General features: G+C 53.0%; 13 protein-coding genes and 1 tRNA gene. All 14 read left to right on the forward strand.

Annotation, left to right across the window (positions count from 1 at the left end; genetic code table 11):
• Positions 1-415, forward strand: a 415-nt coding sequence (rplJ, locus tag HOL66_11070; protein ID MBT5244778.1) for a 50S ribosomal protein L10, incomplete at its 5' end; no start/stop codon positions are given.
• A gap of 60 nt (positions 416-475) precedes the next feature.
• Positions 476-850, forward strand: coding sequence for a 50S ribosomal protein L7/L12 (gene rplL / locus HOL66_11075; GenBank protein ID MBT5244779.1), 375 nt, complete (start codon positions 476-478; stop codon positions 848-850).
• A gap of 275 nt (positions 851-1,125) precedes the next feature.
• A complete protein-coding gene (gene rpoB, locus HOL66_11080) occupies positions 1,126-5,283 on the forward strand; it encodes a DNA-directed RNA polymerase subunit beta (GenBank protein ID MBT5244780.1) in 4,158 nt (1,385 codons plus the stop codon).
• Between the two features lie 31 nt (positions 5,284-5,314).
• Positions 5,315-9,508, forward strand: coding sequence for a DNA-directed RNA polymerase subunit beta' (gene rpoC / locus HOL66_11085; GenBank protein ID MBT5244781.1), 4,194 nt, complete (start codon positions 5,315-5,317; stop codon positions 9,506-9,508).
• Positions 9,509-9,900: 392 nt separating this feature from the next.
• A complete protein-coding gene (gene rpsL, locus HOL66_11090) occupies positions 9,901-10,272 on the forward strand; it encodes a 30S ribosomal protein S12 (GenBank protein MBT5244782.1) in 372 nt (123 codons plus the stop codon).
• A 13-nt stretch (positions 10,273-10,285) separates the two neighbouring features.
• On the forward strand, positions 10,286-10,756 hold the full coding sequence (gene rpsG, locus HOL66_11095; GenBank protein ID MBT5244783.1) for a 30S ribosomal protein S7: 471 nt from the start codon (positions 10,286-10,288) through the stop codon (positions 10,754-10,756).
• Between the two features lie 22 nt (positions 10,757-10,778).
• Positions 10,779-12,872, forward strand: a complete 2,094-nt coding sequence (gene fusA, locus HOL66_11100; GenBank protein MBT5244784.1) for an elongation factor G — start codon at positions 10,779-10,781, stop codon at positions 12,870-12,872.
• Positions 12,873-12,902: 30 nt separating this feature from the next.
• Entirely contained in the window at positions 12,903-14,093 is a 1,191-nt protein-coding gene (gene tuf, locus HOL66_11105; protein MBT5244785.1) for an elongation factor Tu, read from the forward strand.
• Between the two features lie 76 nt (positions 14,094-14,169).
• Positions 14,170-14,245, forward strand: a tRNA-Trp gene (locus tag HOL66_11110).
• Between the two features lie 114 nt (positions 14,246-14,359).
• Complete coding sequence (gene secE / locus HOL66_11115) at positions 14,360-14,557, forward strand: preprotein translocase subunit SecE (GenBank protein MBT5244786.1); 198 nt, start codon at positions 14,360-14,362, stop codon at positions 14,555-14,557.
• A 2-nt stretch (positions 14,558-14,559) separates the two neighbouring features.
• Entirely contained in the window at positions 14,560-15,090 is a 531-nt protein-coding gene (gene nusG, locus HOL66_11120; protein MBT5244787.1) for a transcription termination/antitermination protein NusG, read from the forward strand.
• Between the two features lie 170 nt (positions 15,091-15,260).
• Positions 15,261-15,689, forward strand: a complete 429-nt coding sequence (rplK, locus tag HOL66_11125; protein MBT5244788.1) for a 50S ribosomal protein L11 — start codon at positions 15,261-15,263, stop codon at positions 15,687-15,689.
• Between the two features lie 4 nt (positions 15,690-15,693).
• The gene (gene rplA, locus HOL66_11130) at positions 15,694-16,392 is read left to right on the forward strand and encodes a 50S ribosomal protein L1 (protein ID MBT5244789.1); all 699 of its coding nucleotides are present in this window, start codon (positions 15,694-15,696) and stop codon (positions 16,390-16,392) included.
• Between the two features lie 303 nt (positions 16,393-16,695).
• The coding region (locus HOL66_11135) for a 50S ribosomal protein L10 (GenBank protein ID MBT5244790.1) at positions 16,696-16,940 on the forward strand (245 nt) is incomplete at its 3' end.

Below are 16,940 nucleotides of genomic sequence, written 5' to 3' on the forward strand. Positions count from 1 at the left end.
AATGGGAGACCTTCGCAGTCAGATGCGCGAAGCAGGTGCCAGTTTTAAAGTCACCAAGAATCGGCTCACGCGGCGTGCTCTTGAGGGCACGACATACAGTTCCCTAAGCGACATGTTCATCGGACCGACGGCTATTGCCTATTCGGACGACCCGGTAGCTGCCGCCAAAGTGGCTGTTAAATTCGCTAAGAAAAACGACAAACTGATTGTGCTGGGTGGCGCTCTTGGTAAAGACCTTCTCGATGTTAATGGCGTAAAGGCTCTTGCCAGCCTGCCAAGCCTCGATGAGTGTCGCGCCAAGATCGTCGGTATGATCAGCACCCCCGCAACCCGTATCGCCGGTATCCTTCAGGCACCCGGTGGACAGATTGCGCGTGTGATTGGTGCAAAAGCAGCACAAGGCGAAGCCGCTTAAGTTACAAACCGATTCTTATAACTCGATTACGACAGTTCAAGCCCAAGGAGATATGTTAAAATGGCTAATCTAGATCAGATCGTTGAAGATCTTTCGAGCCTGACCGTCATGGAGGCGGCCGAGCTTTCTACCCTTCTCGAAGATAAATGGGGCGTCTCTGCAGCCGCTCCGGCTGCTGCTGCCGCTGGCCCTGCCGCCGGTGGTGGAGAAGCCGCTGAAGAAAAGACCGAATTTGAAGTTGTTCTGGCCGCCTTTGGCGACAAGAAGATCAACGTCATTAAGGAAGTTCGCGCCATCACTGGCTTAGGGCTGAAAGAAGCCAAGGAATTGGTTGAAGCAGCACCGAAGTCGGTCAAGGAAGGCCTTAAGAAAGAAGAAGCCGAGGAAATCAAGAAAAAGCTGGAAGAAGCCGGCGCCACGGTTGAACTCAAGTAAGGACTGGCCTGCTTTTGCGGGTTGGACAATGTTTTGACAAGCCGACGGTTAGCTTTTTGCTAGCCGTCGGTAAGTCAGTTTTAAGATTGTTTAAGATTGCACACATCCTATTCAGATTGGCCTTACCGAGGCCGGGAACATGGATGTGCTTGCCTCAAAGGGGTTCGTCGCTAACTCGATGGCGGGCCTCAAGGAATTGAAGACGGAACTGGATTGACTGCGGTGGTCGATCACAGATCTGTCTCAGGACAAGTCAGTCGTAGGGAAAACTTGTAATGGATCAGTCCTATACGGGTCGCAAGCGCGTACGTAAATTTTTTGGTAATTTAAAAGAAGTCACACCGATGCCCAACCTCATCGAGGTTCAGAAGGCGTCGTATGACAAATTCTTCCGCACAGACATGAACGCCGAGGAGCGGAAAATCAGTGGTTTGGAAGCCGTATTCAAGTCGGTCTTCCCGATTAAGGATTTCTCCGAACGCGGCACCCTTGAATATGTCGATTTTCATTTTGAAGAGCCGAAATACGACGTTGAGGAATGTCAGCAGCGCGGCATGACCTACGCCGCTCCCCTGAAGGTAACCCTGCGCCTGCTGGTCTGGGATATCGACGAGGAAACGGGCGCTCGCTCCATTCTCGACATCAAGGAACAAGACGTCTACATGGGCGATATGCCACTGATGACCAATAACGGCACCTTTGTCGTTAATGGCACCGAGCGCGTCATCGTCTCGCAAATGCACCGTTCACCGGGCGTCTTTTTCGACCATGATAAAGGTAAGACCCATTCCTCTGGCAAGTTCCTGTTCGCCGCCCGCGTTATTCCCTACCGCGGTTCCTGGCTGGACTTTGAATTTGACGCCAAAGACTTGGCCTTTGTTCGCATTGATCGCCGTCGCAAACTCCCGGTTACAACCTTGCTGATGGCATTGAACAACGACAAAACGGACAAGCTGATCGCCAAGCGCGAAAAAGATAGCAAGACCGTCGAAGCTGCCGAAAAGGAAGGCATGTCGCCTGAAGAAATCCTTGCCCTGTTCTATGACAAGGTTATCTACACGCGGGCCAAAACCGGCTGGCGTACCCCGTTTGAAGGTGAAAGCCTGCGTGGTGTTAAACTGACCAGTGATCTGGTCAACGCCAAGACCGGTAAGGTCGTTGCAGAACCGGGTACCAAGATGACACCGCGGTTGCTCAAGCAGTTGGCTGATAAGGGCATGAAAGAACAGTTGGTCAGCGATGGCGATCTGATCGGGCGTTACCTTTCGGGTGATCTGTTCAATGATCTCACAGGTGAGATTTACGCCGAAGTCGGTGCGGAAATTACCGAAGAGTTGCTTGAAACCCTGTCAGAAGCCAAAGTTGATGAAATCTCAACCTTGGCCATTGATCACGTCAATGTCGGCCCTTACATCCGCAACACCCTGGCCGTTGACAAGAACACCAGCCGCGAAGAAGCGCTGATCGATATTTACCGGGTTATGCGTCCGGGCGAGCCGCCGACGCTGGAAACCGCAGAAGCGCTTTTCAACAGCCTGTTCTTTGATTCAGAACGCTACGACCTTTCTTCGGTCGGTCGTGTCAAGATGAACGCCCGCATGGGATTTGAAACCGAAGATACGGTCCGGGTCCTGCGCAAGGAAGACATCATGGCCGTTGTAAAAACACTGGTCGATCTGAAAGATGGTCGCGGTGAAATCGACGACATTGATCACCTTGGCAATCGCCGGGTTCGTTCTGTCGGCGAGTTGATGGAAAATCAATACCGTGTTGGCCTGCTTCGTATGGAGCGCGCCATTCGCGAACGCATGAGTTCCGTCGATATCGACACCGTCATGCCCCATGACCTGATCAACGCCAAACCGGCCGCTGCGGCAGTTCGCGAGTTCTTCGGTTCATCGCAGCTTTCCCAGTTTATGGATCAGACCAACCCGCTTTCGGAAATCACCCACAAACGCCGTCTTTCGGCTCTTGGACCGGGCGGTTTGACCCGCGAGCGCGCGGGCTTTGAAGTCCGTGACGTTCATCCGACTCATTACGGTCGCATTTGTCCGATTGAAACACCTGAAGGCCCGAACATTGGCCTGATTAACTCGCTGGCGACGTTCGCCCGGGTTAACAAGTACGGTTTTATCGAAACACCGTATCGCAAGGTCGAAAAAGACAAGGTGACCGAACAGGTCGTCTATATGTCGGCCATCGAAGAAGGGCGTTACATCATCGCCCAGGCCAACGAGGAAATTGACGCCAAGGGCAAATTCGTCCAGGAACTGGTCAGTTGCCGTAAAGGTGGCGACTTCGTGATGGCGCTTCCCGGACAAGTCGAATTCATGGACGTTTCACCCAAGCAGCTGGTTTCGGTTGCTGCGGCGCTTATTCCGTTCCTTGAAAACGATGATGCCAACCGCGCCCTGATGGGATCAAACATGCAACGTCAGGCGGTGCCTTTGTTGCGTGCGGCAGCCCCCATCGTCGGCACCGGTATGGAAGCGAAGGTCGCCCGGGATTCCGGCGCTACCATTATCGCCAAACGTTCCGGCGTGATCGATCAAATCGATGCCACACGTATCGTTGTCCGGGCCACCGAAGAAACGTCTCATTCGGCGGCTGGTGTCGATATATACAATCTTCTCAAGTTCCAGCGTTCCAACCAAAACACCTACTTGCATCAGCGACCGCTGGTGAAGGTTGGCGACATGGTCAGCGCCGGTGACACCATTGCCGATGGCCCGTCTACCGAATTCGGTGAACTGGCCCTGGGCCGTAACGTGCTTGTCGCCTTCATGCCCTGGAATGGCTACAACTTCGAGGATTCAATCCTGATTTCCGAACGCATCGTTAAGGATGACGTCTTCACGTCGATCCATATCGAGGAATTTGAAGTCATGGCCCGTGATACCAAACTGGGTCAGGAAGAAATCACCCGCGATATTCCAAACGTTGGTGAAGAAGCCCTGAAAAATCTCGATGAAGCAGGTATTGTTTATATCGGTGCCGAGGTTACCCCGGGCGATATCCTGGTCGGTAAGGTCACGCCCAAGGGTGAAAGCCCGATGACGCCGGAGGAAAAACTTCTGCGCGCCATCTTTGGCGAAAAAGCATCCGATGTCCGTGATACGTCATTGAAATTGCCGCCGGGTGTTGCCGGCACGGTCATTGAAGTGCGCGTCTTCTCGCGTCGCGGTGTTGATAAAGATGAGCGCGCGCTGGCTATTGAACGTTCGGAAGTTGAACGTTTGGCCAAAGACCGTGATGACGAGCGGGCTATTCTTGAGCGCAGTTTCCTGGCTCGCCTGACGGCCCTTTTGCTTGGCAAAAAGGCAGTTGGCGGACCGAAGGACCTGAAATCCGGAACCAAGATCACCCAGGAAGTTCTGGACAGCTTCACGGCTGGCCAAAACTCCCAGATCGTTGTCGCTAATGACAGGGTGATGAAAGATGTCGAAGAACTGAAGAAGCACTTCGAGGAAAGCATCGCCGTCCTGCAAGCCCGATTTGACAACAAGGTTGATAAGCTGCAACGCGGCGACGACCTGTCACCCGGTGTCATGAAAATGGTCAAGGTCTTCATCGCTGTTAAACGCAAGTTGCAGCCCGGTGATAAAATGGCCGGACGTCATGGTAACAAGGGTGTTATTTCGCGCATCGTTCCTGTTGAAGATATGCCTTATCTGGATGACGGACAGCCTGTCGATATCGTCCTTAATCCTTTGGGTGTGCCCTCACGTATGAACGTTGGTCAGATTTTGGAAACCCATCTGGGTTGGGCCAGCGCCAAGCTGGGCGAACAAATCGGCGAGATGCTTGATGTCGTCGGTCGGGATGTTGATCTGAAGGCATTGCGCGCCAAGCTCAAAGATGTCTATGGCGAAAAGTCCTACAAAGCGTTGATTGCGCCACTGGACGATGAAGATGTCGTCGAAATGTCGGGCAACCTGCGTCCTGGTGTGCCGATGGCGACACCGGTCTTTGATGGAGCTCATGAAGTTGACATCAACGAAATGCTTTCCAAGGCCGGTCTCGATTCATCAGGGCAAATGACCCTGGTTGATGGCCGTACAGGTGAAACATTCGATCGCAAGGTGACAGTGGGTTACATTTATATGCTCAAGCTGCACCATCTTGTTGATGACAAGATCCACGCCCGTTCAATCGGCCCATACTCGCTTGTAACCCAGCAGCCGCTGGGTGGTAAGGCGCAGTTTGGTGGTCAGCGCTTCGGTGAAATGGAAGTGTGGGCGCTCGAAGCCTACGGCGCTTCCTACACACTGCAGGAAATGCTGACGGTTAAATCCGATGACGTATCGGGCCGCACCAAGGTTTATGAAGCCATCGTCCGCGGCGACGACAGCTTTGAAGCCGGTATCCCTGAATCATTCAACGTCCTGGTCAAGGAATTGCATTCCCTTGGCTTGAACGTCGAATTGCATTAATCGCCCAAAACGAACTCAAGGAGAAATCGATATGAACGAATTGATGAAAGTTTTTGGGCAGGTCAGCGGCACACAGCAGTTTGACCACATCCGTATCTCGATCGCCTCGCCCGAGCGTATCCGCTCGTGGTCCTTCGGTGAAATCAAGAAACCGGAAACCATCAACTACCGAACCTTCAAGCCCGAAAGGGATGGTTTGTTCTGTGCCCGTATCTTTGGCCCGACCAAGGATTACGAATGCTTGTGCGGCAAATACAAACGCATGAAGTACAAGGGCATCACCTGCGAGAAATGCGGCGTTGAGGTAACGTTGCAGAAAGTTCGTCGTGAACGCATGGGTCACATCGAACTGGCTTCGCCGGTCGCCCATATCTGGTTCATGAAGTCGTTGCCTTCGCGCATCGGCTTGTTGCTGGATATGACGCTCAAAGATCTGGAGCGGGTTCTGTATTTTGAAAATTATGTTGTTGTCGAACCCGGCCTGACACCACTGAAGCTGCATGAACTGCTTTCCGAAGACGCTTATCAGAATGCCGTCGATGAATACGGCGATGATAGTTTCAGCGTCGGCATCGGTGCTGAAGCCATTCGTAAAATGCTTGAAGCCATCGAGCTTGAAGATGAGCTTGCGACCCTTCGGGTAGACCTGAAGGAAACCAATTCGGAAGCCAAGCGCAAAAAGTTTGTCAAGCGCCTGAAACTTGTCGAAGCGTTTATCGCTTCGGGTGCACGCCCCGAATGGATGATCCTGGAAGTCATTCCGGTTATTCCGCCGGAATTGCGTCCGCTGGTTCCTCTTGATGGCGGTCGTTTTGCGACATCCGATCTGAATGATCTTTATCGTCGCGTTATTAACCGTAACAACCGTTTGAAAAGACTGATCGAACTGCGTGCGCCGGAAATCATTGTTCGTAATGAAAAGCGTATGTTGCAGGAATCTGTCGATGCCCTGTTTGACAATGGTCGTCGTGGCCGGGCTATCACTGGCGCCAACAAGCGTCCCCTGAAATCGCTTTCGGATATGCTTAAAGGCAAGCAGGGTCGTTTCCGTCAAAACCTGCTTGGCAAGCGCGTCGATTATTCCGGTCGTTCGGTTATCGTTGTCGGTCCGGAACTGAAACTGCATCAGTGCGGTCTGCCCAAAAAGATGGCCCTGGAACTGTTCAAGCCGTTCGTCTATTCCAAGCTCGAACTTTACGGCCTGGCAACGACCATCAAGGCGGCAAAGCGGATGCTCGAGAAAGAACGCCCTGAAGTCTGGGATATTCTTGAAGAAGTCATTCGTGAGCACCCTGTCATGTTGAACCGGGCACCGACACTCCACCGTCTTGGCATTCAGGCTTTCGAGCCGGTTTTGATCGAGGGTAAGGCAATCCAGCTTCATCCGCTGGTGTGCGCCGCCTTTAACGCCGATTTCGATGGCGATCAAATGGCTGTCCACGTTCCGTTGTCTCTGGAAGCCCAGCTTGAAGCCCGGGTTCTGATGATGTCGACCAATAACATCCTCAGCCCCTCCAACGGCAAGCCGATCATCGTTCCTTCGCAGGATATCGTTCTAGGTCTTTATTACCTGACCATGATCCGTGAAGACGAGAAGGGCGAGGGCATGGCCTTTGTCAACGTCAGTGAAATTCAGCATGCGCTGGATTCCGGTGTTGTTTCGCTACATGCCAAAATTCAGTGTCGTTATGAAACGGTGGATCAGGATAACAAGCCCATTACGACCCGTGTTGAATCGACACCGGGACGGATGTTGCTCGCTGAAATCCTGCCACGCAACCCGAATATTCCGCTGTCCCTGATTAACCAGTTGCTGACCAAGAAAGAGGTCTCCAACGTTATTGATCAGGTTTATCGTCATTGCGGCCAGAAAGAGACCGTCATTTTTGCCGATAAGATGATGGGCCTCGGCTTCACCAATGCCTGCAAGGCCGGCATCTCTTTTGGTAAGGATGATCTGGTTATTCCTGACGCCAAAGAAATTCTGGTGAGTTCGACCGAAGCGAAGGCCAAGGAATACGAGCAACAGTATCAGGACGGCCTGATTACCCAGGGCGAGAAATACAACAAGGTTGTTGATGCCTGGTCTCACTGCACCGATCAGGTTGCTGATGCCATGATGAAACGTATTTCGACACCGGAAAAAGGTGAACAGGTTAACGCCGTTTACATGATGGCGCACTCCGGTGCGCGTGGTTCGGCAGCCCAAATGAAGCAGCTTGCCGGTATGCGTGGCCTGATGGCCAAGCCGTCCGGTGAAATCATCGAAACACCGATTATTTCCAACTTCAAGGAAGGCCTGTCGGTTCTCGAATACTTCAACTCGACTCATGGCGCCCGTAAGGGTCTGGCCGATACGGCGTTGAAGACGGCTAACTCCGGTTATCTGACCCGTCGTCTCGTCGATGTGGCGCAGGATTGCATCATTGTCGAAGATGACTGCAAAACCAAAGCTGGTTTGATCACCCGCGCGGTGGTTGAAGGTGGCGAGATTGTTTCGACCATGTCAGAACAAGTCCTTGGCCGTACCACGGCTGAAGATGTCATCGATCCGGCCAAAGGCGACATCCTTGCCAAGGCGAATACGCTTCTTGATGAAGAAACATCGCTTGCCATCGAGCAGGCCGATGTTGAAACCGTCAAGGTTCGTTCCGTCCTGACATGTGAAACGGTCGTTGGCACCTGTGCGTCATGTTATGGTCGCGATCTGTCTCGTGGCACCCGGGTTAATCCAGGGGAAGCTGTTGGCGTTATCGCAGCCCAGTCCATTGGTGAACCCGGAACCCAGCTGACCATGCGGACATTCCATATTGGTGGCGCTGTTACCGGTGGCGGCGAAATCTCGAAGATTGAAGCTGCTGGCGATGCCAAGATTCAACTCAAAAACTGCTCAACCGTTAAAGACAGCGCCGGTGGCCTTGTCGTTATGAGCAGAAACGCAGAGTTGAACCTGATTGATGAAAAGGGTCGCGAACGTGCCCGTCATCGTCTGCCCTATGGTTCCAAACTGCTGGTCAAGGATAATGCCAAGGTTCAGCGCGGTGCCAAGATGGCCGAATGGGATCCGTACACCCTGCCGATTATTTCCGAGAAAAACGGCGTCGTGAACTATGTCGATATGATTGAAGGCTTGTCCATGGACGAGCGCGTCGATGATGCCACCGGCATTGCCTCGAAAGTGGTTATTGACTGGAAGTCTCAGCCCAAGGGCGCAGAATTGAAGCCGCGTATTACCCTGCGTGACAAGAAGGGCGAAGTGGTGATGATCGATAAAGACCAGGAAGCCCGTTACTTCCTATCTGTCGATGCCATTCTGTCCGTCGAAAACGGTCAGGACATTCACGCCGGTGACGTGCTGGCGCGTATTCCGAAAGAATCGGCCAAGACCCGTGACATTACCGGTGGTTTGCCGCGTGTGGCGGAACTGTTCGAGGCTCGCAAGCCCAAGGATTTCGCCATTATCAGCGAGATCGTCGGTCGCGTCGAATTCGGCAAGGACTACAAGAACAAGCGCCGCATTGTGGTTGTTCCGACCGAAGAAGGGCTGGAGCCTCATGAGTATCTGGTTCCCAAGGGCAAGCACATCAGTGTTCAGGAAGGCGACTATGTAGAAGTTGGCGACGCGCTGATGGATGGTAACCCCGTGCCCCATGATATCCTTCGGGTTTTGGGTGTCGAAGCACTTGCCGACTACCTGATCAAGGAAATCCAGGACGTCTACCGTCTGCAGGGTGTGAAGATCAACGACAAGCACATCGAGGTTATTGTTCGCCAGATGTTGCAAAAAGTTGAAATCACCAGCGGCGGTGAAACCACTTACCTGATTGGTGAATTGGTTGATCGTATGGAATTTGAAGCCGAAAACGCTAAAACCAAGAAGGAAGGCGGCAAACAGGCAACAGCCGTTCCGGTTCTGCAGGGTATTACCAAAGCCAGCTTGCAGACCCAGTCCTTCATTTCGGCAGCCTCCTTCCAGGAAACGACCCGCGTTCTGACTGAAGCCGCCGTGTCAGGTAAAATCGATAACCTGATCGGCCTTAAGGAGAACGTTATCGTTGGTCGTCTCATTCCGGCTGGTACCGGCAGTGTGATGAACAATCTGCGTCAGGTTGCGACTAACCGTGATGAGGAACTGGAAAAATTGGCGGCGAAGAACGCTGCCAAGGCGATTGCTTCCAATGCTGCGGGCTCCGATGATACTCCGCCAGCCCCTGAAGAAGAGTAAAAACCCTGGATAAATCCCGAATTATCTGCTTCGGGTAGTGAATAAAAAGGCGGCGTTTGGAGTGATTCTCTCCGGACGCCGCTTTTTTACATCAGGACCAAAATCATTCTTTTTAAAAGCGGCGGAAAACTCCCAAAAAAACTGCAATTCTTTTGCTTGACTGGGGGGGGGCGTCTCACTAGTATCCGGCTTCCTCCGCGGGGGTCTGGTGGTGAACCGTTTCGGTTTAGACGCAGACTCCTTGGGAAAGTTAAAATTTTGGTCTTTGGGTCCATCCGGGCTGCGACAAAACGTCCGCCGGTTGGCTTGTTTGTTTCCTCTAAAGATGGGGGAACGATTTGTGTTACGGGGTTTTTGAGCCCGAAACACTGGTTTTTAAGGTGATTTAAGGAATGCCGACAGTTAACCAACTCGTTCGTAAGCCTCGTAAAGTACCGGTCGAACGGACCAAGGTACCGGCGCTGGAAGCCTGCCCGCAAAAGCGTGGCGTTTGCACCCGCGTCTACACGACGACCCCGAAGAAGCCGAACTCGGCGCTTCGTAAGGTCGCTCGTGTTCGTTTGACCAATGGTTTTGAAGTGACCAGCTATATTCCGGGTGAGGGTCACAATCTGCAGGAACACTCGGTCGTTCTGCTCCGCGGTGGTCGCGTCAAGGATCTTCCCGGCGTCCGTTATCACATTATTCGTGGAACCCTTGATACCCAAGGCGTTTCCGATCGTCGTCAGCGCCGTTCCAAATACGGCACCAAGCGGCCTAAGTAAGGATTGTATTAGAATGTCCCGTCGTCATGCTGCTGTAAAACGCGAGATACTTCCCGATCCCAAATTTGGTGATCTGGTGGTTTCCAAGTTCATGAACAACCTGATGCTTGATGGTAAGAAGTCGACTGCCGAGAAAATCGTCTATGGCGCCTTCGATCTTATCGAGAAGAAGACCGGCGGCGACCCGCTGAAGGCCTTCCACGAAGCTATTGATAACGTAAAACCGGCCGTTGAAGTGCGTTCACGCCGTGTTGGTGGCGCCACCTACCAGGTGCCCGTTGAAGTCCGTAATGAGCGCCGTCAGGCGCTTGCCATTCGCTGGCTTGTTTCCCTTTCGCGCAAACGCTCCGAAAACACCATGACCGAACGTCTGTCTGGTGAATTGCTGGATGCGTCAAACAATCGTGGAGCAGCCGTTAAAAAACGCGAAGACACCCACAAGATGGCAGAGGCTAACAAAGCCTTCTCCCATTATCGTTGGTAAGCGGTTTAGGATTTAGACTGAAATGGCCAGAGAAACTCCCCTAGATCGTTATCGCAACATCGGCATCATGGCCCATATCGATGCCGGCAAGACGACGTCCACCGAACGCATTCTTTATTATACCGGTATTTCCCATAAAATTGGTGAAGTCCATGACGGTAACGCCACCATGGACTGGATGGAACAAGAGCAAGAGCGCGGCATTACCATTACCTCTGCCGCGACGACCTGTTTCTGGAATGATCATCGCATTAACATCATCGACACCCCAGGCCACGTTGACTTCACTATTGAAGTTGAACGCTCCTTACGTGTTCTCGATGGCGCCGTCGCGGTTTTTGACAGTGTCGCCGGTGTTGAACCGCAATCTGAGACCGTTTGGCGTCAGGCCGATAAATACGATGTTCCGCGTATGTGTTTCGTCAACAAGATGGACCGTACCGGCGCTGATTTTTATCGCTGCGTTGAAATGATGGTTGATCGCCTTGGCGCATCCCCGCTGGTTCTTCAGTTGCCGATTGGATCAGAGGCTGAATTCGCCGGTGTTGTTGATCTGGTCAAGATGAAGTCGATCATCTGGAAAGATGAAAACCTGGGCGCTGAATTTGAAGAAGTTGATATTTCTGATGATCTCGCTGACAAGGCCGCCGAATACCGCAAAACCCTGGTTGAAGCCGCCGTCGATCACGACGACGCGGCTATGGAAGCCTACCTCGATGGCACAGAGCCCAGCGAAGACGTTCTTAAACAGTGCATTCGTACAGGCACCCTTGCCGGAGCATTTGTTCCGGTTCTGACCGGCTCCGCCTTCAAGAATAAAGGTGTACAGCCGCTTCTCGATGCAGTTGTCGACTTTATGCCTGCGCCGACCGACGTCGCCGCCATCAAGGGTGTGATGGCCGATACAGACGAAGAAATCGAACGTCATAATTCCGATGACGAACCCTTCGCGGCCCTGGCTTTCAAAGTTATGAACGATCCGTTCGTTGGTTCGCTGACTTTTGCCCGCGTTTATTCAGGTGTTCTTGAAACCGGCAGTTCTGTCGTCAACACCGTTAAAAACAAGAAAGAACGCGTCGGCCGTATGCTGCAGATGCATTCTAATTCACGTGAAGACGTCAAGGAAGCCCGGGCCGGTGATATCATTGCCATGGCTGGCCTTAAAGACACCACCACGGGTGACACTCTTTGCGAGCCATCCAGCCCCGTTATTCTGGAACGTATGGAATTCCCTGATCCGGTTATCGAAGTTGCCGTTGAGCCGAAGACCAAGGCCGATCAGGAAAAGATGGGCGTTGCCCTTTCACGTTTGGCAGCTGAAGATCCGTCGTTCCGCGTTACATCCGATCCCGAAAGCGGCCAGACCGTGATCAAGGGAATGGGTGAATTGCACCTGGAAATTCTCGTTGATCGCATGAAGCGTGAATTCAAGGTTGAAGCAAACGTTGGCGCGCCGCAGGTTGCCTACCGAGAGACCATTTCCAAGCTTGCCGACATCGACTACACCCACAAAAAGCAGACGGGTGGTTCAGGTCAGTATGCGCGCGTTAAAATCAGGTTTGAGCCCTTTGTTCCCGATGAAGACACACCGCCGTCCGGCTTTATCTTCGACAGCAAGGTTGTCGGCGGTAATGTTCCCCGGGAATTCATTCCGGGCGTTGAAAAGGGTCTGGCCAGCGCTATGGAAGCTGGCATTCTTGCCGGTTTCCCGGTCATCAATGTTAAAGCCGAGCTCTACGACGGCGCCTCACATGATGTTGACTCAAGCGTCATGGCTTTTGAAGTGGCCGCCCGCGCCGCATTCCGTGAAGGTATGCGTGAAGCCGGACCGAAACTTTTGGAGCCGATCATGCGTGTCGAAGTTGTGACCCCGGAAGATTACATGGGTGACATCATCGGCGATCTGAATTCACGTCGTGGACAGGTTAGTGATATGGACCAGCGCGGCAACGCTCGTGTGGTTTTGGCCATGGTGCCGCTGGCTAACATGTTCGGTTACGTCAACACCCTGCGTTCCATGTCTCAGGGACGCGCCCAGTACAGTATGCATTTTGACAATTATTCTGAAGTTCCAAGGCAGGTCGCCGAGGAAGTTCAAACCAAATTGGCCGGCTAAAGCCGCGTTATAAAATCGGAGTTATTAAAAATGGCCAAAGAAAAATTTGAACGGACTAAACCCCATTGCAACGTTGGCACGATTGGTCACGTTGATCATGGTAAAACGACGCTGACGGCGGCGATTACGAAGGTGCTGGCCGAAACGGGTGGTGCAGAGTTTTCTGACTACGCTGACATCGATAAAGCGCCTGAAGAAAAAGCGCGTGGCATTACCATTTCGACGGCTCACGTTGAGTACGAGACGGAAAACCGTCACTACGCCCACGTTGATTGCCCGGGCCATGCCGATTACGTGAAAAACATGATCACCGGCGCTGCCCAGATGGACGGTGCTATTTTGGTTGTTTCGGCCGCCGATGGCCCGATGCCGCAGACCCGTGAGCACATCCTGCTTGCCCGTCAGGTTGGCGTCCCTGCGATCGTTGTTTACATGAACAAGGTCGACCAGGTTGACGACCCCGAGCTTCTGGAACTTGTCGAGATGGAAATCCGTGAGCTGCTGAGCTCGTATGACTTCCCCGGCGACGATATTCCGATTGTTCAGGGTACAGCCCTTGGTGCCCTGGAAGACGGCGACCCGGCCACCGGGAAAGACTCGATCACGGCGCTGATGGCGGCTGTTGATGAATACATCCCGCAGCCTGTACGTGCGCTGGACAAGCCTTACCTGATGCCGATCGAGGATGTGTTCTCGATTTCCGGCCGTGGTACGGTTGTGACGGGTCGTATTGAAAGCGGTGTTGTGAAGACCGGCGAAGAAATCGAAATCGTTGGTATCAAAGACACCCAGAAGACCACCTGCACAGGCGTTGAAATGTTCCGCAAGCTGCTCGATCAGGGCGAAGCCGGCGATAACGTTGGCGTTTTGCTTCGTGGCACCAAGCGTGAAGAGGTCGAGCGCGGTCAGGTTCTGGCCAAGCCCGGTTCGATTACGCCGCACACCAGGTTCAAGTGCGAAGCCTACATCCTGAACAAGGAAGAAGGCGGTCGTCACACACCGTTCTTTGCTAACTACCGTCCGCAGTTTTACTTCCGCACCACCGATGTCACGGGCACCGTTGTTTTGCCTGAAGGCACCGAAATGGTGATGCCAGGTGATAACATCACGATGGAAGTTGAGTTGCTTGCTCCGATCGCCATGGACGAGGGTCTGCGCTTCGCTATTCGCGAAGGCGGGCGGACCGTCGGTGCCGGTGTCGTCGCTTCGATTGTCGAATAAGAGTGTTTGTATCTGTTGTCTGCGCGGACCGTATTTGCGGTTTGTGTAGATGATGTTTTTGTTTTAGTGCGCGTTTAGGGGCATAGCTCAGTTGGTAGAGCGACGGTCTCCAAAACCGTAGGTCGCGGGTTCGAACCCTGCTGCCCCTGCCATCTTCCGGTGGTTTCGGTTGACGGTACCGGTGTCCTGGCCCGGAAATTCAAATGTGAATTTCCGGGATAAGCAGGTCACTAACATGACGTAAACGCGAAAAGGTTACTTAAGTTATGGCGAAGATTAGCCCGGCCCAGTTCATTCAGGAAGTGCGACAGGAAACGTCCAAGGTGACGTGGCCAACACGCAGAGAGACAGGTGTCTCTACGGCGATGGTTTTTGTCATGGTTATCCTGGCTGCAATGTTCTTCTTTCTGGTCGATCAATTGATGGCTTTCGGTGTTCGCATGATTTTTGGGTTGGGAGGTTAAGCATGGCAATTCGCTGGTACGTCATTCATGCCTATTCCGGCTTTGAGCAGAAGGTTGCCTCTTCCATTGAAGAGCAGGCCGAGCAGGCCGGCATGGGCGATCTGTTTGAACAGGTTCTGGTGCCGGTCGAGGAAGTCGTCGAGATGCGCCGCGGGGCGCGCGTAGCGGCAGAACGCAAGTTCTTCCCGGGCTATGTCCTGGCCAAAATGGAAATGACCGACGAAACATGGCATCTGGTTAAAAATACGCCGAAGGTCACAGGTTTTTTGGGTTCTGGTGGACGTCCTTCACCGATCACCAACGCCGAAGCCGAACGTATCTTGTATCAGGTGCAGGAAGGTATCGAACGTCCGAAGCCTTCTGTTCTGTTTGAAGTCGGTGAGCAGGTTCGTGTTTGCGATGGTCCGTTTAATTCGTTTAACGGCCTCGTTGAAGACGTCGATGAAGAGCGCGCAAGGCTCAAGGTGGCGGTGTCCATCTTTGGTCGGGCGACGCCTGTGGAACTTGAATATTCACAGGTCGAGAAGCTCTAGATCAAACTGCATTTAATTAAATGCAGATAATTTGATCGCAATGAAAGAGTTAGGGCAACTTATCTGCGTTTAAGAAAACGCAGGTTGCACTAATTGGCGATAACCGTGTGGGAGGTCAGCCATGGCCGCACCACACACTCAAGTTTAAGCAAGACTATTGAGGAACTAAAATGGCTAAAAAGATTAAAGGCTATGTTCGGCTGCAAGTGCCGGCAGGACAGGCCAACCCGTCTCCCCCTATTGGCCCGGCACTGGGTCAGGCCGGCCTGAACATCATGGAATTCTGCAAGGCGTTTAACGCCGAAACGCAGAACATGGAGCAGGGTATGCCGATTCCGGTCGTCATTACCGCTTATCAGGATGCGACTTTTGAATTTATCACCAAGACCCCTCCGGCCAGCTTCTACCTTAAGAAAGCCGCGAAAGTGGCCAAAGGTTCTGGCGAACCGAACAAGGAAAAAGTCGGTCAGGTGACCATGGCCCAGGTCCGCGAGATTGCGGAATTGAAGATGGTCGATCTAAACGCCAACGACATGGATGCCGCCTGCCAGATGATTAAAGGCTCGGCACGTTCCATGGGCATAGAAGTGGTGGGATAGCAAAATGGCAAAGCATGGCAAGCGCTATACCAATGCGCATGAAAAGATTGAACGTGGCACCCTCTACGAATTGGCCGATGCGGTTAAGATCGTCAAGGACAACGCCAACACCAAATTCGATGAAACCATCGAAATCGCTTTGAACCTGGGCGTCGATCCCAAACACGCCGACCAAATGGTCCGTGGTGTTGTCTCGTTGCCCCACGGCACCGGCAAGACCTTGCGTGTCGCCGTTTTCGCCAAGGGTGACAAGGTCAAGGAAGCCGAAGACGCGGGCGCCGATATCGTCGGCTCTGACGAACTGGCTGACAAGATCAAGAAGGGTGAAGTCGATTTTGACCGTTGCATCGCGACCCCCGACATGATGGCCGTCGTTGGTCAGCTCGGTAAGGTGCTGGGCCCCAAAGGCCTGATGCCGAACCCGAAACTGGGCACCGTGACCATGGACGTCGCCACCGCGGTTAAGGACGCCAAGGGCGGCCAAATTGAATTCCGTGTTGAAAAGGCTGGCATCATTCATGCCGGTGTCGGCAAGGCCAGTTTCTCTGCCGATGCCATCACCGAGAACGTTTCGACCTTCGTTAACGCGATTTACAAAGCCAAACCGACCGGTGTTAAGGGCACGTATATGCAACGTGTCACGATCTCATCTTCGATGGGACCCGGCGTTAGGTTGAATGTCGGTAGCCTGGCTGGCTCCTGATTAAGAAGAATTCCGGCCGCCGGAAACGGTGGTTGGTTAGGGGGCGGTGTTATTATACCCCCGACCTGTCCAAGACCGTAGGTGAAGGCCAAGCAAACGTCGCAAGGCCATCGTAATGGAAGTTTCCGCCTGCACAGACAGTGCAAAAACCGTTTTTCGGACGCTCAGGCGTCCTTGTAACGGCTGAACTGGCGCACTGGACAGGCTTACCGATCCTTTCAAAAGTTTGGAAAGGGTCATAAGTCCAACGGTTTCCGATCCGCAGACAAGCGGGGAGGGGCCAAAGAAGCTGGAGACAAAACAGTGGACCGAGGACAAAAAGAAGAACTGGTTGCTTCAATGCATCAGACTTTCGAGGACTCTGCCATGGTCGTCGTTACCCATTACAGTGGGATGACGGTTGCCGAAATGGGAGACCTTCGCAGTCAGATGCGCGAAGCAGGTGCCAGTTTTAAAGTCACCAAGAATCGGCTCACGCGGCGTGCTCTTGAGGGCACGACATACAGTTCCCTAAGCGACATGTTCATCGGACCGACGGCTATTGCCTA

The sequence above is a fragment of the Rhodospirillaceae bacterium genome (assembly GCA_018662005.1).
GTDB lineage: Bacteria > Pseudomonadota > Alphaproteobacteria > Rhodospirillales > JABHCV01 > JACNJU01.